We start from the raw sequence: 18,823 nt of genomic DNA, 5'->3' as shown, positions 1-18,823 counted from the left end.
CTGACTGTTCTGCTTAAACGGCATCGTGCGAAACGGTGGACACGCTTACCAACATGCGGACTTTCGTCCGCGTAGCCCAAGAAGGCAGCTTCACTGCCGCTGCGGAGATTCTGAATACGTCGCCCCCGGGCGTCTCGCGTGCGATCGCGGCGCTCGAATCACATCTGCGCGCCAGGCTTTTCAACCGCAGTACGCGACGCGTGGTTCTCACGGAGACTGGCAAGCAGTATCTGGCACGTTGTGCGCAGATATTGGCTCTTGTTGATGACGCGGAGGGACAGGCGGCAGATGCACAATTGCGGCCGATGGGCCATCTGCGCGTTCATTCGTCCGCAAGCTTGGGGCAGAGTTACATTGTTCCGGCAATAGTGCAGTATCAGCGCGCCTTTCCCACAGTTGCTGTGGGACTGACTCTTTCCCAGCACACGCCCGATCTAATTGAGGACGGTTATGACGTTACGATTCAGGCTAGCGTGCTTGAACTGCCGGACTCCAGCTTGGTTGCACATAAACTTGGAACGGTATACAGCGTGCTTTGCGCTGCTCCAGAGTATCTGCAGGTGAATGGATCTCCAACGTCCCCATCAGAGTTGCAGACACATTCGTGCTTTCAGCCTCTATCGAGCGCATTTCCTCGTGACCGATGGCTGCTAGAAGGACCAGACGGCGTCGAAAAACTCTCACTGGCAGAACCGAGTTTGACCATTAACGTTGCCGAGGCGCTAGGGGTCGCTCTCCGAGAGGGGATCGGTATCGGGGCCTTACCTATGTCAACGGCCGCTCCGGCATTCCGGGACCGTTCACTTGTACGAGTTTTACCGGAATATCGGCTCCAAGGTCTAAAACTTTACGCCATGTATGCCTCGCGGCAGTACCTCGATGCGAAGGTCAAGACATTTGTCGACTTTATTCGGGATGCGGTGCCTCAGCGACTCGAAGAGGACATCGCGCAACTGAGGTAATCGTTGTTGCGAGGAAGTTCGAAAGCGTCGAAACGCCGCTTCGAAATATCTCACTAGGTCGACGAATTTCACGCACATATATTGGACCCACCGGGTAGCCGCGGTGAATGATCGCTCAGCCAACGCTCGGATACTAAAAAATCCATTCAGGAGACGACGTGGATTCTTCATCGAAAAAGACACGAAGCAGTCTATTCGTGGTGGCGCTGTGCTTCCTGACGATAGCCGTAGATGGCTACGATCTCATCATCTACGGCGCGACCATTCCGCGTCTTTTGGAGGAGCCTGGGTGGCAGCTCGGTCCGGCCGGCGCGGGATTGATCGGTAGCTGGACGTTGGCCGGCTTGATGGTTGGCCTCCTGGGCGCGGGTCCGATGGCAGATCGGATCGGACGGCGCAAGCTCATTATGGCGGGTGTGTTATGGTTTTCGGTGGGGTCATTGCTCTGCGCAATTGCACACTCGCCGCACGCGCTCGGCGTCGCCCGCTTTATTACCGGCATCGGTTTGGGCGGTGTGGTGCCGTCCTCGGTGGCATTGACGATCGAATACGCGCCTAGAAGCCGCCGGCAACTGTACAGCGCGTTGGCACTGACCGGCTACCCCGTGGGAGGTGTCATCTGTGCCTTGTTAGCCATCGCTATGCTTGAGAGTCACGGCTGGCGGATTCTCTACGGATTCGGTGCGCTCTACATTGTGATTCTCCCGGTTATGTTTTTCTTCTTGCCGGAGTCTGTTAGCCATCTGCTGGATCGTGGTCGCGTGCAAGAGGCACGAGCGCTTGCCATGCGCTACGGAATCGATTTCGACCAGGTTGTGAGCGACGAACAGGAGCATCGTCGATCGCGTATCGGTGCTGCTGGTGTTCGTGGCTATCGTTTGTTGATGTCGTCAGAATTTCGCTCGGCAATATTGCTCTTTGCGCTGATGTGCTTCTGCGGGCAACTCGTCGTTTATGGCCTTAATGCGTGGTTGCCTCAATTGATGAGAAAGTCAGGCTACCCGCTAGGCTCATCGCTTCAGTTTCTTCTGGTGATGCAATTCGGCGCAGTTGCGGGGAATCTGTGTGGCTCGTGGCTCGCAGATCGGTACGGCTCGAAACGGGTATTGGCGCCATTCTTCCTGATCTGCACGGCCTCTTTGCTTGTTCTGAGCCAGAAACCCGATTTCGTTTGGCTGATGTTCGCCGTTTTCGGAGCTGGACTCGGGTCCATCGGATCCACGACGCTTGGGTACGGGTATATCGCGGCTTTCTTTCCGGCTTCATGTCGCGGCTCCGCGATTGGAGCTGCACAAGGGATCGGACGCATCGGCTCCATACTCGGGCCGATGATTGGAGGATGGGTGCTTGCCTCGAACCTTGGACATCATTGGAATTTCTACGCGTTCGCGATTCCCGCGGTTATCGCCGCGGTTGTGGTGACGTTCATTCCGAAAGCGGGGCATTGTGACGCGTCGTACGCGGAGGTCTGATTCGGTTGTCGGATCGAAACGCATTTCGCGACATTTCAGATTAGTTTTTTGATTTTCCCATTCAAATGAAGCACATTGCCATCGACTCGGCGAGGCAATCCGGAATCAGTGAGCCGGATTGCCGCGTGCCTGACCTTTCTGCTTTAATCCGCCCGGGCGATACGGTCATGTGGGGGCAGTCGCACGCCGAGCCGGTCAAACTCATGCGCGCGCTTGTGGAACAGCGCCACCGCTTTCAGCGGATCCGCATTTTTCTCGGTATCGGTCGAACGGAGGTTTTAGAACCTGAGCATGCGAGTGAGTTTGAGTTTCTCGCATACTGCGGCAGCGGCTCCAATCGTAAGCTCGCCCGCGCAGGGGTGCTCGATATTCTGCCGATACATTATTCCCAACTACCGGCGCTTATCGCTACCGAAGCTTTGCGGATCGACGTCGTCATGTTGCAGGTGTCACCTCCCGATGAGCATGGGCGTTACAGTCTTGGCCTCGCTCGCGAATACCTTGTGGAGGCGGTCGCTCATGCTCGCGTCATCATTGTGGAAGTGAATCCCAACGTGCCGTGGACGTATGGCGGACCGTACCTGCTCGAGTCTGCGATCGATCTGCTGGTGCACTCCGACCAGACCTTTGAGGATGCACCCGCTGCGCCGCCGGGGGCGGTAGAGTCTTCAATCGGAAAGCACGTTGCAAGTCTGGTGAACGACGGCATGACATTACAAACCGGCATAGGTGCGATTCCAGATGCTGTCCTGTCACATCTTCACGACAAGCGCGATCTCGGCGTGCATAGCGGTAGCATCGGTGACGGATTCGCGGCGCTTTGTGAGGCGGGAGTCGTAACCAATTCCCGGAAGAAAATCGACGCCGGGGTAACCGTCGGTGGTGTCATCATCGGTTCGGAGCGCGTGAGGCACTGGGCACATCGTAATCGCGCGCTGGAGCTGCGCGGGACCGAATATACGCACAGCCCTGCGGTGCTGGGCCGAATCGACGGCTTCGCCGCGATTAACTCGGCGGTCGAAGTTGACTTGACCGGGCAGATCAATGCCGAAATGGTTGCCGATACGTACGTGGGGGCCGTGGGTGGCGTCGCCGATTTTCTGCGGGCCGCGCATGCGAGCCATGGTGGCATGCCGATCGTCGCGTTGCCCTCAACAGCGGGTGCGCACAGCCGGATCGTGTCGCGATTGTCGGGGCCAGTCACAGTGCCGCGCAGCGACGGGTGCGTAATCGTCACGGAGTACGGAATCGCAGATCTTCGCGGTCTTTCACTCGCACAGCGCATTCCACGCATGATTGCCATTGCCCATCCCGAGTACCGGGAACGTCTCGAACGGGACGCAGGCAGGTTCCGCTAGGGCGGCCCGCTTTTGCGCATTTTTGCCCGCTTGAGACACCACGCTGAGTCCGTGGACACGTGGGCCCGTGCGCCTGGTCAACCTGTTGAAAATCCTGCTCTCGAATATTCCGTATCGAACGTTCCGATTCGATGGCGTCGAAGTCTCGATTCGCTTTTTCGGTGTTGGATGGAGCAAGCGAACGCAGTAATCTTCAAACGATAAAATTGGAGATGACTGTTATGCGCACAACCCACGGACCGCTATCAGGTATCCGGATCGTTGAATTGGGAGGGGTCGGGCCCGTACCGTTCTGTTGCATGCTGCTGTCCGATCTCGGAGCGGACGTGATTCGGATAGACCGGCCACCTGGCTACGATGGCGGGACGCATGGCGACCCGCGCTTCAATCTGCTCAATCGCGGCCGGCGCAGCGCGGCGCTAGATCTGAAGCAAGCCGGCGCAGTCGGCGCGGTTCTCAAACTCGTCGGGCGAGCCGACGCGCTTGTCGAAGGATTTCGGCCTGGCGTGGCTGAAAGGCTTGGGCTGGGCCCTGAGACTTGCCTCGCCGCGAATCCCGCGTTGGTTTATGGCCGAATGACAGGTTGGGGCCAAAGTGGCCCCCTCGCTGCCGAGCCGGGACACGATATTAACTACATCGCCCTGACGGGAGTGCTGCACTCGATCGGTACGGGCGATGGTCCGCCCGCTATCCCGCTCAATCTTGTCGGTGACTTCGGCGGCGGTTCGCTCTATCTCGCGTTGGGCATTGTTTCGGCGATCCTGGAGAGCAAGCGCTCGGGAATGGGCCAGGTAGTTGATACCGCCATGGTCGATGGCGCAGCATCGCTGATGACACTATGTTACGGCCTGTTGGCAAGCGGCTACTGGAAGGACCAACGCGCCAGTAACCGACTGGATTCCGGCGCACCCTGGTACAACGTATACCAAACCAGGGATGGCGGTTGGATCAGTGTGGCATCGAACGAGACACGCTTCTGGCGCAATCTGCTGCAGTTGTTGGGTTTGCCCGAAAGTGAGATGCCCGATCAACACGACACGGCTCACTGGCCAGCGATGCGCGAGAAATTCACCAAAATCTTCCGCACGCGTACCCGCGACGAATGGTGCGTGCTTGCCGAAGGCCGTGAGACGTGTATTGTCCCTGTCCTTTCCATGTCGGAGGCGCCCTCGCATCCACATCTCCGCGCGCGAGGGACGTTTGTCGAATTTGAGGGGATTACGCAGCCCGCGCCTGCGCCGCGCTTCAGTCGCACGCCTGGCGCAATACAGCGGGGGCCGGCGCAACCCGGCGAGCACACGGACGAGCTCCTGACTGACTGGGGATTCTCAGATTCAGAAATAAGCGCGCTGCGGGAGTCGCGCGCCATCCGCTGATCACACGAAATGCAAATCGGGCGCACGCAATGTGCGCCTGACTCCGCGTCGCCAGTTGTCGATCGCGCGCTCGGCTTGCTGCGCAATTCGTGCATTGCAGCAACTAAATCTTTCAGCCTATCCATGATCTTCGGTTTTTTCGAATCGGTGATTCGCAATTGACCAGTTGGATCGGTGGAAGCATCCACCTAATCTAATGACAGTGGCGTCCAACAAGACATTGGGCAAACACATTAACTGGAGCGAAGACAAATGCAAGCCAATTTTCTGGACGAGTCGCAAACGATGTGGCTCGACACCGTGAACCGGTTCATGGACAACGAAATCACGGTTGAGTATGTACGCAAGTGCGACATGAATCGCGATTACCCATACGAAGCCTATGAGAAGATCGCCCAGCAGGGCTGGTTGGGCATCCTGATTCCGGAAGAAGAAGATGGCTCAGGCGGCGACATCTTCGACTACTCCTTGATGGCCGAAGGCCTCGGAAAATTTGGGTTTGATTTTGCCTGTTCGGTACTTGTTCCGACCTTCACTGCGATGAATATCACGAAGTTTGGTACTCCAGAACAGAAGGCAAAATACGTCAAGCCGTTTATCGAGGGGAAGATTCGCTTCTCGGTATCGATATCGGAGCCCGATGCCGGTTCGGATGCTGCGAACACCAAGACGCGCGCACGCCGCGATAGTAATGGTGACTGGATTGTCTCGGGTCAGAAGCTTTGGTGCAGCGGTGCAGCGGCAAAGGATACTGTGATCGCAATGCTGGTTCGCACGAGCACGGACGACAAGCACAAGGGCCTGTCGGTACTGCTGATTCCGAACGATACGCCGGGCGTTGTGATCAACAAGCTGCCTACGCTTTCGCGCCACGCCACGGGCACAACCGAAATCTTCCTGGACGAGGTACGCGTGCCAGGTGACGCGCTTCTTGGAGAGGAAGGTCAAGGCTGGCGCATCATCACCGAGCACCTCGAACTCGAGCGCTGCGCTGTCGCTCATGCGTACACGGGTAATGCCCAGCAAGCAGTCACGACAGCTACCCGATACGCACATGACCGCATCCAGTTCGACCATCAGCTGTACGACTTCCAGGTGATTCGCCATATGTTGGCGGATTGCCAAACTGAAGTCGACGCTGCACGTTTGCTCTGCTACCGCGCGGCGAAGATGGCCGCCGCCCACGTGCCGTGCAGTCGCGAAGTCTCGATGGCGAAGTTGTATGGGTCCGAGACGTTGAAGAAATCTGCGCTTGCTGGCATGCAGATTCTCGGCGGTTACGCGAACCTGCCTGAAGCCGACATGGAGCGTTATCTGCGCGAGAGCATCCAGTCGACGATCGGTGGAGGCACCTCCCAGATCCAGCGCACGATCATCGCGAAGTCGATGCGACAGTAAGGCGCCAGCCAGCAGACGTTCACACTATTGAAGGCAGGCGGCGCGCCTGCCCAACTGATTTATCTGGAGACTTTGCAATGAGCGTAGTTAACAACAGCGTCAATATTCCGCTTGACGAACTGGAGGTAGGTCAGAAATTTCGCTCGCCGGGACGCACAGTGACAGAGAGCGACGTTGTGATGTTTTGTATGTTCACGGGCAACTGGATCGAAATCCATTCGAACAAGGAATACGCAGAGAAGACACGCTGGGGCGAGCGTATCGTGCAGGGCATGCTGACGTTTTCGCTGATCTCTGGATTGCTCCAGTTTGGCCCTGCCATTCAGGCTAACTACGGCGTTGACAAGATGCGTTTCCTGAATCCCGTGAAGATCGGCGACACCGTCTACGCGAGTGCGGAAGTGATCGCAAAGAAGGAAAAGGATGACAAGTTTGGCGTGGGCACCATGCTGATTCAGGCGTACAACCAGCGCGGCGAAGTCGTGCAGCGCAGCGAATGGAGTCTGCTGATGTTGCGTAAGCGCGCGGATCTCGAAGCGCTGATCGCCGAAGCACAGCCTGAATTCAAGATCTGAGGAGTTCCGGCATGAGTCCTCAACCGGTTGCGGCGATCATCGGAATGGGCGACGCATACGCGTCACTCGTGAACAGGAAAGATCCGTTGCAGTTGGCCGCCGAGGCGACGCTCATGGCGCTCGCCGACGCCGGCATCAGCAAGAATCAGGTGGACGCGGTGTTTACGGGCCGCTCGCCCTGGGCCGACAAGCGCTCGCAATGGAGCAACATCTTTATCTCGCATATGCAGATGCCGGTAGTGATGACGAGCGAGCTAACGATGCACGGTGCAGGGCTGACGTCTACGCTCGCCATCGCGTCTCAGATGATCGCGGCCGGTCGCGCGGAGTACGTTCTGTGCCTGCAGAGCGACGCGACCGAGCTTTTCGTCGACGCTGTGGCGATGGGTGCGGAAGCCGACGCTGACCCGCAGTTCGAGATTCCGTACGGGCCGACCATTCCGGCGTTGTACGCGCAGGCTGCACAGCGATACTTTCACGAGTTCGGGATCACGGAGGAGGACCTTGCCGATGTCGCTGTCGCGAATCAGCGCTGGGGACGTCATCATCCACACGCGGCCAAGGCCAGATTTGGCGAGATCGATCGAGAGAAGGTGTTGTCCTCGCCGTACGTTGCAACGCCGCTGCGCCGCTGGATGTGTTCGACGTGGGGTGGCGGCACTGGCGGTGCGCTCATCGTGACCTCGCCAGAGAACGCGCGCAACGCCCGAAACCCGATCTACCTGCTCGGATATGGGTCGACAACGACCCATGAATACCTGACCGATCGCATGAACATGAGGGAGTGCCGGTTCGAAAGCCTTGGTGCATTCCCGAATCTGACCACGACGGCGACGGCAGAGGCTGCGCGTCAGGCTTATGCGATGTCGGGGCTGAGTCCCTCCGATATTGACATGGCACAGATTTCGGTGAATTTTGCTCATATGGGCCCGATCGTGATGGAGGATCTTGGCTTTGCGAAGAAGGGACGCGGGATTGATCTTTACCGCGAAGGCCGCACGGGCGTGAACGGCGATCTGCCGACTGATACGAATGGTGGATGGCTCTCATTCGGACAGCCTGGGATCTCGTGCAACATGGACAGCATCGTGGAAGCCGTGCGCCAGCTGCGTGGCGAACCGCTGGGCCTCGCGCCAGCGGCACGTCCGAAAACTGTGTTGGTACAAGGCGCAGGGGGGATGCTAGCCGCCGGAGCGGTCCTGGTGTTGTCCTCGGCGACTTGATATTGAATCGCGACTATCTCATGACAGAAACTCATTCGTTAAATTCGTGGCCGCAGCCGTATCGTCTGCTGGATGCGGCTCCTTACTGGGCCGCGCTATCAGAGGAGCGACTGACATATCAGCGCTGCGACGACTGCGCCAGGTCGGTATGGCCGCCTCATTCCTTCTGCACGCATTGCGGTTCGAGATCGCTCGGGTGGAAGCTTTCAAGCGGTCGCGGGACGGTGTACTCGTACAGCACGATCATGCGTGGCCCAACCCCTGTATGGGCAGCCATCGTGCCTTATACGGTCGGATTCATTGAAATGGAAGAGGGCTACCATTTGTTCTCCCAGATCGAAGGCGAACCCGCTGCGCTAGCCATTGGCCAGCAGGTCTCGGTCCAATTCGTTCAGAGGGGCGAGCAAAAGCTCCCTGTGTTCGCGCCCATCGATAAATAGTGAACCGGTGAACTGAAACAGCCGGAGGAGACATTGTGAAACCTGATAATTCGCCGCATGGCCGCGTCCTTCAACCGGAAGTCGGCCGCGCAAATTCCGCTTGCTACTGTACATGCTTCGCCGGAGGGAATCATGGCCGGACCGCTTGACGGAGTGCGCATCCTCGATTTGACCTCGAATTTCATGGGCCCTTATGCATCGTTGCTGCTGGCCGACATGGGAGCCGACGTCTGCAAGATTGAATCGCGCGACGGTGATACTACCCGCAACATCGGACCTAGCCGCCATGCGGGCATGGGCCCGATCTTCCTTCATCTGAACCGGAACAAGCGCAGTCTCGTGCTGAACCTGAAGCACCCGGACGGCATTGGTGCGCTCAAGCGCATGATGACGAGTGCCGACGTGCTGTTGTACAGCATGAGACCGCATACGATGGAGAAACTCGGCATTGCATACGCCGACGTCCAGAAAGTCAACCCACGGATCATCTATTGCGGAGCGTTCGGATTCGGACAGAACGGACCCTACGCCGCGCGCCCGGCCTACGATGATCTTATCCAGGCAGCTGTTGGCATGCCGGTCCTTCAGAGCCGCAAGAGTGGGCCACCGAACTACGTCGCGACAGCGATCGCCGATCGCGTCGTTGGTATGGCGACCAGTAACGCGGTGGCGATGGCACTGTACCGGCGTGAGAAGACTGGAGTCGGGCAGCAGGTGTTTGTCCCGATGCTCGAGACCTTCGCCCATTTCGTCCTCGGCGATCATCTCTATGGACACACATTTGTCCCGCCGATCGGAGACTGGGGGTACGCACGCATGATGAATCCCGACCGTCGCCCGTATCGCACGCTTGACGGTTACATTGGCGTCAATGTGTACGCGGATCATCACTGGAAGAAATTCTTCATTCTGTCCGGTCATCCCGAGATGACGGAAGATCCACGCTTCAACAACATCGGCGGGCGCACAGAGAATATCGGCTACCTGTACGGGTTGCTCGCGAAAGTCTTCGAGACACAAACCACGGCGTATTGGGTCAAGTTGCTCAGCGAGGCGGATATTCCGATCATCGAGATGAACACGCCCGAGACACTCCTGGACGATCCGCATATGAAGGCGGTGGGATTTTTTGCCGAGCAGGATCATCCGTCGGAGGGAAAGCTCAGGACCATCGGCATTCCGCAGCAGTGGAGTGAAAGCACGCCCGAACTTCGCTACCCCGCACCGCGGCTGGGAGAGCATTCTGGTCAACTGCTGACCGAGTACGGATTCAGTGACGAAGAAGTTAGCAAGATTCTCAAATCGGGCGGTGCCGTTGCCGCTGAACCGATTCATTCGGACGCGACCACCTGATTCCGCCCAAGGGAGACAGACCATGCTGCATGATTTGCCGCTGTCGGGCGTTGTAGTTGTCGAGTTGAGTGACAGTGCCGCTGCACCGTTTGCCGGAAGAGTCCTCGCTGCGCTGGGTGCGGAGGTGTGGAAGATCGAACGACCGAGCGGCGACTCAGCGCGTGGCTGGGGACCCAGCAAGTGGAAAGGAAGTGGCGCGGCGTATCACGCACTGAACCGTGGAAAAAACACGATTTCAATCGACATCAAAGACCGCGATCAACTTGTGATCCTGCATCAGTTGATTGCCAGGCATGCGGACGTATTCATTCACAATCTGCGGCCCGGGTCATGTGGTCAATACGGCCTCGACGGGGACAGTTTGCGGGTGACGAAACCGGAGCTTGTCTATTGCGAGGTCGGTGCATTTGGGCACGTGGGTCCGCTGAACACATTGCCGGGCTACGATCCGCTGATGCAGGCGTTCTCGGGGATCATGAGCATCACTGGCGAGGAAGGGCAGGCGCCGGCTCGCGCTGGCGTGTCGATTGTCGATTTCGGGACCGGTATGTGGGCCGTAATCGGCATTCTGGCGGCGTTGTACCGCCGTCGGGTCAAGCATTGCGGTGCGTCAGTGAATTGCTCATTGCTGGAAACGGCAATTGCCTGGATGACGGTCGGGATCGCAAATTACAACGTGGATGGCGAGCCGGGCGGTCGGCATGGCTCGGGCGTCGCATTTATAGCACCGCACCGTGCCTATGCTACATCCGACGGCTATCTTATTGTGAGTGCCGCGAACGACCCGCTGTTTGCCCGATTGTGTGCTGCGCTGGATCACCCCGAATGGTCGGCAGACGATCGCTTTGCAACCAACTCGGGACGCCTGAAAAATCGCTCTGAGCTTGATCGGTTAATAGGCGAGCGCTTGAACGACGAGCCGCGTGCTGTCTGGCAGGAGCGACTGCAGGCTGCGGGAATTCCGGTCGCACCCATCCAGACCACGGCTGAAATTGTCACGCATCAGCAGTCGCATGCGCTCGGTATCATCGAGACGCCGCCTGACGACGAGGTTGGCATGGTTGGGTTGCCATTGTCATTCGATGGGAAGCGGCCGCCACCGCTGCATGCGGCGCGTGACATCGGCACTGACAACGACGCGCTCGAGCATCTGTTGAATTTGCGACGTGTGACATCGTAGGTGGATTCAATACGATTGGTATTGTCTATTCTAAGTGAGCAATCGAAGCTTCCGAAGCGGACCATGCTTGCGTGAGTGAGGCACTAGCCGCTTGGCTCGGTGAGTCTGCGACATTGCATTCCACCAGAGGGTCGATCTTTCATACTCTCAGCGTGCACGTTGCATCAATATCCGATGACCGCTTCGGTTCTATACGTATCGTGAAGCGCTCGATTCGAGTCCGGCGAAACGCCGGTTCGTATCAAATCAATTGTCGAACGGCGGCTTTAACTTCTATCGTATTCGACATGAGCAACCGAAAAGAGTGAAGAAGGTGCGCTGTGCTACAGCGGATGGTGAGTCGGCCGACGCAAGAGTACAAACTCAGGGAGACGAGATGAAGAACACGCCTGCGTCTATGAAGAACGCTGACCGTCACGTAATCGCGATCCGTAGTGGCGCGGTGGGAATCATCGAATTGAGTCGTCCCGAGAAGTTCAATGCGATGAGTCGAGCTGCATTCGACTCGATTGCTGCCGCAATGGACGAATTTGAGCACCGCGATTCGGGAGTTCGTGCAGTCTTGATCCGGGCGCAGGGTAAGAATTTCTGCACTGGCGGCGATCTCGACGAAGCGCGCACGATGATGAAGGACACAGAGAGCCTTGACGGTTTCCTGCGACACGTGGGTGCAGTACTGGAACGCATTGAAGGGAGTCCACTGCCTGTCGTAACCGCATGCCAAGGGCTTACCCTGGCGGGCGGACTAGAACTCACCCTCTGCTCAGATATCGTCTTTGCCGCAAGCGACGCGCGATTCGGCGATCAACACGTGCAGTATGGCCTCGTACCTGCATGGGGAGCCACCCAGCGCCTGCCGAGGCTCGTCGGCATCATGCGGTCTCTCGATTTGATGTACTCGGGACGGTGGATTGATGCTGCGACCGCATTGGAGTGGGATTTGGTCAGCTACGTCGTGGCTGCCGATCAGTTACGCGAAGAATCGATGAAATATTGTCAGACTCTCGCCGCGCGAAGCAGGCCTGGCCTCGCCGCCATGAAGCGACTGGTAAGAAGTGGGGTGCAGGCGTCGCTGAGCCAAGGCTTGCGGATTGAACGCGAAGCCGTACTGGAAAGCATGCGGGGCTCAGATCCGCAGGAGGGCATCGAGGCTTTCCTGGCCCGACGCCAGCCGCAGTTTTCCGGTTAGCCCGCATCCATCAACAGCGGTTTATACCGACCTGATTTCTCTTAACCTGGTTGCAACGCAATGAAACAACATTCTGAATCCAATGGAACCTCGTCTCACGGCGGACCGCTGGCAGGAGTACGAGTCCTGGATCTGACTTCTAATTTCATGGGGCCGTACGCTTCGTTGCTGCTCGCGGAGATGGGAGCAGACGTATGCAAGGTGGAGGCGCCCGAAGGCGATACCACACGAAATGTCGGACCAGGCCGAAATGCGGGGATGGCGGCGATCTTCCTCCATCTGAATCGAAACAAGCGCAGCATCGTCCTTAACCTCAAGACGCAATCGGGATTGAATGCACTCAAGCAGATGATTCGCTCGGCCGATGTGCTGCTCTATAGCCTCCGCCCTCAAGCAATGGAGCGACTGGGCCTGAGCTATGAGCAGGTATGTGCATTGAATCCGCGCATTGTGTATTGCGGCGCATTCGGATTCAGCCAACGCGGACCATATGCCGCGCGTCCTGCCTACGACAACCTCATTCAGGCGGGTGTCGGGATTCCGGCATCGCAGGCGCGCAAGACAGGCGGGGAGCCGAGCTACGTCGCGACCGCGATTGCAGACCGGCAAGTCGGCATGGCCACCAGCCTGGCTGTGCTAGGCGCGCTGTTTCATCGCGCGCAAACTGGACGCGGCCAGGCTGTGTCGGTACCGATGTTCGAGACGTTCGCGCACTTCGTACTGGGTGATCATTTATATAGTCACACATTTGTGCCGCCTCTCGGCGACTGGGGCTATGCGCGCATGACCGCGCCAGGACGCCGACCATTTCCCACGCTGGACGGGCACATCAGCGTGGAGGTATATGCGGATCGCCACTGGCAGCGTCTATTTTGCGCGGTCGGGAAACCTGAAATGTCGAACGATCCGCGCTATGTAAGCGTTCATACCCGCGCCCAGCACATGGACGAGCTGTATGACTTTCTATCGACGACATTTACGACCCGTACTACCGCCGAATGGGACAAGCTGCTAACGGAAGCTGATATCCCGGTGATTCCGGTGCACACACCTGAGTCAGTTCTGAGCGATCCACACATGCAGGCGGTCGGGTTTTTTGGGGAGGAGATGCATCCGAGTGAAGGGAAGATCCGCACAATCGGATCGCCTTTCGAATGGGGTGATAGCCCGCCTGCATCGAGGTTTCCGGCGCCACGTTTGGGGCAGCACACGATCGAACTGATGCGCGAGTACGGTCTAAGCGAGAGTGAAATCGAAACAGCGGTAGGCCACGGTGGTGCTTTGGCCGAACAACAGACGGCTTCGAGCGAAACCTGAGCGGTGCGCTCGCCTAACGCTCCGTCGCTGCATGTCTGAGCCACTTGGCGTGAAGGATGGTTGTTTGGGCGGATTGTGTGCGCGTGGGCAACGTATGTGCATCCGTCTCATACGTTGTGCGGGTGTCGCTGCCAATGTCTTCGGATTTCCATGCGCAGCACGCTGTAGCGGCGGGAGCGCAGTCCGAAGCGCTCCGCAATCCCGCGAGACCACGGTAACTGATTAATAACGTTCTAAGGGTAGATGCCAATGAGCAATCTAAAGGGTAAGGTGGCCGTCGTCACCGGTGGTACCGGGGGGATCGGCAAGGGTATTGCACTCCAGCTCGCGGCGCGCGGTGCTACTGTTGTGATCAGTGGGCGCAATGCAACGAAAGCCGAGGCTGTCCTGAAGGATATCCGTAAATCCGGCGCAATCGGGCATTTCATTTCGGGCGATGTCCGGTCCAAGTCCGACATGGACGCATTGGCGGCGGAAACTGCCCGTTTGTTCGGAGGCGTCGACATCATTGTGGCCAACGCGGGCGGGAACGACGATGAGGCACGCGCACCAGAGGTTCGTGGTCCCTTCGCCAAAATCGATCTGGCTCGTGTTGCTGGCGTGGTCGCAGAGAATACCGTGGCGAAACTATTCCCGGTGCAAGCCGTATTGCCCTACATGAAGTCGCACGGAGGCGGCAGCGTGGTTTTCGTAACCTCTGAAGGAGGGCGGGTGCCGACACCGGGTCAGACGGCAGTGTCGACGTTTGCCGGCGGCCTGATTCGCGCGAGCAAGGTCATTGCCAAAGAGTTGGCTCGCGACAAGATCCGGGTGAACTGCGTTTGCGTTACGGTAGTACGTGACAGTCCGTCTTGGGATGCAGTCTTTGGCGAAGACAGCAAAGTCACCGAGCACCACCGCAAACAATATGAGAAAATCGTCGAGGCATGTCCACTCGGCGTTGCAGCTCCGCCGGATATTGGTCAGGTTGTGGCCTTTCTCGCATCTGACGAGTCATCCTATCTGACGGGCGCAACGCTTAGTCCGACTGGTGGGCTGACAATTCATTGAATCCAGGTTGAGTTTCGTCGGGATTCCCGACATCGTCGATCAGGAAGATCGACACTCGGCCGTGCGCCGATGTGGGGTGCGGGCCATCGCGGTGCCACTCGTCTCGCAATACTACCCGCATCGCGCCTAACGCTTTCCCAATCAACCGAAGTGAAGCGAAGACTGGCGATGTGACGCTCCAGTTGAACCACATCTATCACCCAATTTCGCTAGGTTGGCCGAAGTACGGAACGACTCAACACGCCACGTTGACCCTCAGTTTTACGGTTGTTCTAATCAACTCGAATGGAGCCGACCGAGCCCTTCAAGTGGATTTTCAGAACGCTCGACGCCGATGAGTGCGAGTAAAAAGGAGACAACGTGAGCAATTCAAGCAAATGGAATGTCAAGTCCTTATTTGTCGTCATGCTATGTTTTCTGACGATAGCCGTGGACGGTTACGATCTTATCGTCTACGGTGCGACCGTTCCTCGTCTATTGGCCGAGCCTGGCTGGCACCTGACCGCGACAGGTGTAGGGCTCATCGGAAGTTGGACCTTGGTCGGACTCATGGTTGGATTGCTGGGTGCTGGCCCACTAGCCGACCGCATTGGCCGTCGCAAGTTGCTAATAATAGGCGTGCTGTGGTTTTCCGTCGGTACCTTCCTGTGCTCCCAGGTCTCGTCAGCATTTGAGCTCGGTGTCGCGCGATTCATTTGTGGCATCGGTCTAGGGGCCGTCGTCCCGTCATCAGTCGCGTTGTCGGTCGAGTTTGCGCCGCGTCATCGGCGACAAATGGGCAATGCCATCGCGCTCACCGGTTATGCTGTCGGGGGCGTCGTCAGCGCGCTGGTCGCCGTGGCTCTCATGCAAAGTCACGGCTGGCGATTTCTATATCTCGTCGGCAGCATATGCATCCTGCTTGCCCCCCTGATGATCTTTACTCTGCCTGAGTCGGTGAACTATATGGTAAGCAAAGGTCGTCTCGACGAAGCGCGCAAGATCGCGTTGAAGTATTCAATTGATTTCGAACAGGTTCTTCGCGATGAGCAAGCTCAGCAGGCTCTCCATAATGAAAGAAAGAGCAAGAGTAGCCTCCGGATGATCCTGTCAGGGCGGATGCGTGCAGCCTTGGCGATGTTTTCGCTTATGGCGTTTTTCGGGCAGATGGTGGTGTATGGTTTGAACGTCTGGCTGCCTTTGTTGATGCGCAAGGAGGGTTTTCCGATTGGCTCCGCTCTGCAGTCTCTCCTGATAATGCAATGCGGTGCCGTGTTGGGCGGTCTTGGCGGCTCGTGGCTCGCTGATCGTCTTGGATCGAGGCGAGTGATTGTGCCGTTCTTTCTGCTTTGTGCCGTGTCACTGTTTGTTCTAAGCCGGAAACCTGAACCGTTCTGGTTGATGCTCGCTCTGTTCGGGGCTGGCGCAGGTTCGATCGGATCGACGACGCTTGGTTACGGATACATCGCCGAGTATTTTCCCGCAGCCTGCAGAGCTTCCGCGATTGGTGTTGCACAAGGGTTGGGACGCATCGGTTCGGTTATTGGTCCCATGCTGGGCAGCTGGGTGGTAAGTTCTAGCTTCGGGAACGAATGGAACTTCTATGCGTACGCGATTCCTGCCTTTTTAGCTGCACTGGTGGTTATACAAATTCCTGGTGCTGCCCAACCGGAGTTGTCCGAGAAGCCATTAACCAACGCGTAGTGATTGGTGGATTGCTCCCGCGAGCGGGGCGGTGCCAAAGTTGTTTTGCGACTCGCTCGACAGGTGGGCTAGTGAGCACGTTTTGCTACGGTCGCTCGCGGTAAGAGGATTAGTGAAAAAGGACGGTTGCACCGTCCTTTTTTCATGTTTGGCCAACGCTAGTGTCCATGAAGGGTCTGCTGCACGGCATATTCGGCTCACACAATTGTTTCGACGATTTCTGGCACGATCCGCGGCTACTTGCACAGTTCCGTACTCTGACATTCTCGAGAAGGCCTGCGCTGAACTTCGCGCGGCTATAGCCGTCGACTCGGCAAACTGTGACGCACTCGATACTGTTTTCTTAGTACGGAACAAGCGCTGGAAGCCGATTGACCTGGCGACGCACGCCGCACACCATTCCACAAAGGTGTCGCCTCGACAAGCAATTCACATGACGCCGCGTGATGCAGGACCGGGCACATTAGCGGCACCAACAAGGCACGTTAGAAAGACTGCCTTGTGCCTAAAAGTGGTAAAGGCGTGCGTGCCACACAACTATTTTCAATGACTAGCTTATGTCTTCTATCAATCTCCTTGAACAGTTTGGCCCGCGTGAGTCGATGGAATACGACGTCGTGATCGTGGGCGGCGGACCAGCGGGTCTGTCCGCGGCGATTCAACTCAAGCAGCTTGCTTTGGCCAATAGCAGCGAAATTACCGTGTGTGTGCTGGAGAAAGGCTCGGAGATCGGTGCGCATATTTTGTCGGGGGCAGTAATGGATCCGCGTGCGCTGACCGAACTCCTTCGCGACTGGAAGGAACGAGGCGCGCCGCTCAATGTCGACGTGAAGGAAGATCGCTTCCTGTTCCTGTCGGAGAAAGGCTCGACTCGAACGCCAAATTGGGCATTGCCGAAGAACTTCAAGAATCACGGAAATTACGTGGTCAGTCTGGGGAATGTGGCCCGCTGGCTCGGCGAGCAGGCAGAGGCATTGGGTGTAGAGATCTTCCCAGGCTTTGCCGCCGCTGATGTGCTGTATAGCGACGACGGCTCGGTCTGCGGAGTAGCAACGGGCAACCTGGGAGTCGGCAAGGACGGCAAGCCGACTGAGAGCTTTCAGCTCGGAATGGAATTGCGAGCGAAGTACACGCTTTTCGCAGAAGGCTGCCGCGGGAATTTGGGCCGGCAGCTTATTGCGAAGTTCAAGCTTGACGCTGACAGCGAGCCACAGACCTATGGCATTGGGATCAAGGAATTGTGGGAGGTCGATCCATCGAAGCATCAGCCGGGCCTTGTGATTCACACAGCCGGATGGCCCCTGGATACGAAGACATATGGTGGCTCATTTCTCTATCATCTCGACAATAACCAGGTAGTGGTTGGGTTCGTGGTGGGGCTCGCGTACCAGAATCCGTACCTGTCTCCTTTCGAGGAATTCCAACGCTACAAAACGCACCCGGAAATACGCAAGCACCTGGAGGGCGGCAAACGCCTGTCATACGGTGCGCGAGCGCTCACGGCGGGCGGTTTGCTCTCTTTGCCGAAAACCGTGTTCCCAGGTGGCGCGCTGATCGGCGACGACGCGGGCTTCCTTAACGCGTCTCGAATCAAGGGGAGTCACGCGGCGATCAAAACCGGGATGTTGGCCGCGGAAGCGGTCTTCGACGCGGTGCGGGCCGGTCGTCAAGGCGACGAACTGAGCGCATACCCCGTGGCGTTCAAAAACTCCTGGCTGCACGAGGAATTGCACAAAGCGCGCAACTTTAAACAGTGGATGGCGAAAGGGCTCTATCTTGGGACATTAATGGTAGGAGTCGAGCAGAAGCTGCTCGGTGGTAGTGTGCCCTGGACGTTGCACCACAAGCATCGAGACCACGAGATGACGAAGCCTGCGTCCGAATTCACGCCAATCGAATACCCGAAGCCAGATGGCAAGCTCACATTCGACAGACTGTCGTCGGTCTTCATTTCAAACACTAATCATGAAGAGAATCAACCGGCGCATTTAACGCTGAAGGATCCAACTGTGCCTGTTGATGTCAACCTGCATATCTATGCAGGCCCGGAAGGACGCTTCTGCCCGGCGGGCGTGTATGAATTTGTCAAGACCGATGACGGTCTCGACCGGCTACAGGTTAATGCGCAAAACTGTGTCCACTGCAAGACGTGCGACATCAAAGACCCGACGCAGAATATCGTTTGGGTACCGCCAGAGGGCGGTGGCGGGCCCAACTATCCAAACATGTGAGGAAGCAGTAGCGGCA

At 57.5% G+C, this 18,823-nt stretch carries 15 protein-coding genes; all 15 read left to right on the top strand.

Going from position 1 to position 18,823, the window contains the following annotated elements:
- Window positions 1–35: 35 nt before the first annotated feature.
- The 15 genes from BN2476_RS15460 (at window position 36) to BN2476_RS15390 (ending at window position 18,807) form a co-directional block, all read left to right on the top strand.
- On the top strand, window positions 36–962 hold the full coding sequence (locus tag BN2476_RS15460; protein WP_087735029.1) for a LysR family transcriptional regulator: 927 nt from the start codon (window positions 36–38) through the stop codon (window positions 960–962).
- A gap of 158 nt (window positions 963–1,120) precedes the next feature.
- Entirely contained in the window at window positions 1,121–2,434 is a 1,314-nt protein-coding gene (locus BN2476_RS15455; RefSeq protein WP_087735028.1) for an MFS transporter, read from the top strand.
- Between the two features lie 65 nt (window positions 2,435–2,499).
- Entirely contained in the window at window positions 2,500–3,792 is a 1,293-nt protein-coding gene (locus BN2476_RS15450) for an acetyl-CoA hydrolase/transferase family protein (RefSeq protein WP_087735027.1), read from the top strand.
- A 221-nt stretch (window positions 3,793–4,013) separates the two neighbouring features.
- Window positions 4,014–5,168 carry a CaiB/BaiF CoA transferase family protein gene (locus BN2476_RS15445; RefSeq protein WP_087735140.1) on the top strand — a complete coding sequence of 385 codons (1,155 nt, stop codon included), beginning with the start codon at window positions 4,014–4,016 and terminating at the stop codon, window positions 5,166–5,168.
- A gap of 252 nt (window positions 5,169–5,420) precedes the next feature.
- On the top strand, window positions 5,421–6,566 hold the full coding sequence (locus BN2476_RS15440) for an acyl-CoA dehydrogenase family protein (RefSeq protein WP_087735026.1): 1,146 nt from the start codon (window positions 5,421–5,423) through the stop codon (window positions 6,564–6,566).
- Window positions 6,567–6,643: 77 nt separating this feature from the next.
- Complete coding sequence (locus BN2476_RS15435) at window positions 6,644–7,141, top strand: MaoC family dehydratase (protein WP_087735025.1); 498 nt, start codon at window positions 6,644–6,646, stop codon at window positions 7,139–7,141.
- A 113-nt stretch (window positions 7,142–7,254) separates the two neighbouring features.
- Complete coding sequence (locus BN2476_RS15430) at window positions 7,255–8,364, top strand: thiolase family protein (RefSeq protein WP_235850849.1); 1,110 nt, start codon at window positions 7,255–7,257, stop codon at window positions 8,362–8,364.
- A 20-nt stretch (window positions 8,365–8,384) separates the two neighbouring features.
- Complete coding sequence (locus BN2476_RS15425) at window positions 8,385–8,804, top strand: Zn-ribbon domain-containing OB-fold protein (RefSeq protein ID WP_087735023.1); 420 nt, start codon at window positions 8,385–8,387, stop codon at window positions 8,802–8,804.
- Between the two features lie 132 nt (window positions 8,805–8,936).
- Complete coding sequence (locus BN2476_RS15420) at window positions 8,937–10,157, top strand: CaiB/BaiF CoA transferase family protein (protein ID WP_087735022.1); 1,221 nt, start codon at window positions 8,937–8,939, stop codon at window positions 10,155–10,157.
- Window positions 10,158–10,179: 22 nt separating this feature from the next.
- Complete coding sequence (locus BN2476_RS15415) at window positions 10,180–11,337, top strand: CaiB/BaiF CoA transferase family protein (protein WP_087735021.1); 1,158 nt, start codon at window positions 10,180–10,182, stop codon at window positions 11,335–11,337.
- Between the two features lie 376 nt (window positions 11,338–11,713).
- Window positions 11,714–12,526, top strand: coding sequence for an enoyl-CoA hydratase/isomerase family protein (locus tag BN2476_RS15410; protein WP_087735139.1), 813 nt, complete (start codon window positions 11,714–11,716; stop codon window positions 12,524–12,526).
- 60 nt (window positions 12,527–12,586) lie between these two features.
- Complete coding sequence (locus BN2476_RS15405; protein WP_087735020.1) at window positions 12,587–13,843, top strand: CaiB/BaiF CoA transferase family protein; 1,257 nt, start codon at window positions 12,587–12,589, stop codon at window positions 13,841–13,843.
- A gap of 249 nt (window positions 13,844–14,092) precedes the next feature.
- A complete protein-coding gene (locus tag BN2476_RS15400) occupies window positions 14,093–14,893 on the top strand; it encodes an SDR family NAD(P)-dependent oxidoreductase (protein WP_087735019.1) in 801 nt (266 codons plus the stop codon).
- A gap of 360 nt (window positions 14,894–15,253) precedes the next feature.
- A complete protein-coding gene (locus BN2476_RS15395) occupies window positions 15,254–16,576 on the top strand; it encodes an MFS transporter (protein ID WP_235850848.1) in 1,323 nt (440 codons plus the stop codon).
- Window positions 16,577–17,133: 557 nt separating this feature from the next.
- On the top strand, window positions 17,134–18,807 hold the full coding sequence (locus tag BN2476_RS15390) for an electron transfer flavoprotein-ubiquinone oxidoreductase (protein ID WP_087735017.1): 1,674 nt from the start codon (window positions 17,134–17,136) through the stop codon (window positions 18,805–18,807).
- Window positions 18,808–18,823: the final 16 nt, after the last annotated feature.

This window comes from Paraburkholderia piptadeniae, assembly GCF_900007165.1.
Classification (GTDB): Bacteria; Pseudomonadota; Gammaproteobacteria; order Burkholderiales; family Burkholderiaceae; genus Paraburkholderia; species Paraburkholderia piptadeniae.
Note: the sequence above shows the minus strand (reverse complement) of the source record. Positions and strands in the feature narration are given on the sequence as shown.

Excerpts from the sequence above, each read along its gene's own strand:
- BN2476_RS15450 (WP_087735027.1), top strand. The coding sequence starts at position 2,500 with ATGAAGCACATTGCCATCGACTCGGCGAGGCAATCCGGAATCAGTGAG.
- BN2476_RS15445 (WP_087735140.1), top strand. The coding sequence starts at position 4,014 with ATGCGCACAACCCACGGACCGCTATCAGGTATCCGGATCGTTGAATTG.
- BN2476_RS15440 (WP_087735026.1), top strand. The coding sequence starts at position 5,421 with ATGCAAGCCAATTTTCTGGACGAGTCGCAAACGATGTGGCTCGACACC.
- BN2476_RS15435 (WP_087735025.1), top strand. The coding sequence starts at position 6,644 with ATGAGCGTAGTTAACAACAGCGTCAATATTCCGCTTGACGAACTGGAG.
- BN2476_RS15430 (WP_235850849.1), top strand. The coding sequence starts at position 7,255 with ATGGCGCTCGCCGACGCCGGCATCAGCAAGAATCAGGTGGACGCGGTG.
- BN2476_RS15425 (WP_087735023.1), top strand. The coding sequence starts at position 8,385 with ATGACAGAAACTCATTCGTTAAATTCGTGGCCGCAGCCGTATCGTCTG.
- BN2476_RS15420 (WP_087735022.1), top strand. The coding sequence starts at position 8,937 with ATGGCCGGACCGCTTGACGGAGTGCGCATCCTCGATTTGACCTCGAAT.
- BN2476_RS15415 (WP_087735021.1), top strand. The coding sequence starts at position 10,180 with ATGCTGCATGATTTGCCGCTGTCGGGCGTTGTAGTTGTCGAGTTGAGT.
- BN2476_RS15410 (WP_087735139.1), top strand. The coding sequence starts at position 11,714 with ATGAAGAACACGCCTGCGTCTATGAAGAACGCTGACCGTCACGTAATC.
- BN2476_RS15405 (WP_087735020.1), top strand. The coding sequence starts at position 12,587 with ATGAAACAACATTCTGAATCCAATGGAACCTCGTCTCACGGCGGACCG.
- BN2476_RS15400 (WP_087735019.1), top strand. The coding sequence starts at position 14,093 with ATGAGCAATCTAAAGGGTAAGGTGGCCGTCGTCACCGGTGGTACCGGG.
- BN2476_RS15390 (WP_087735017.1), top strand. The coding sequence starts at position 17,134 with ATGTCTTCTATCAATCTCCTTGAACAGTTTGGCCCGCGTGAGTCGATG.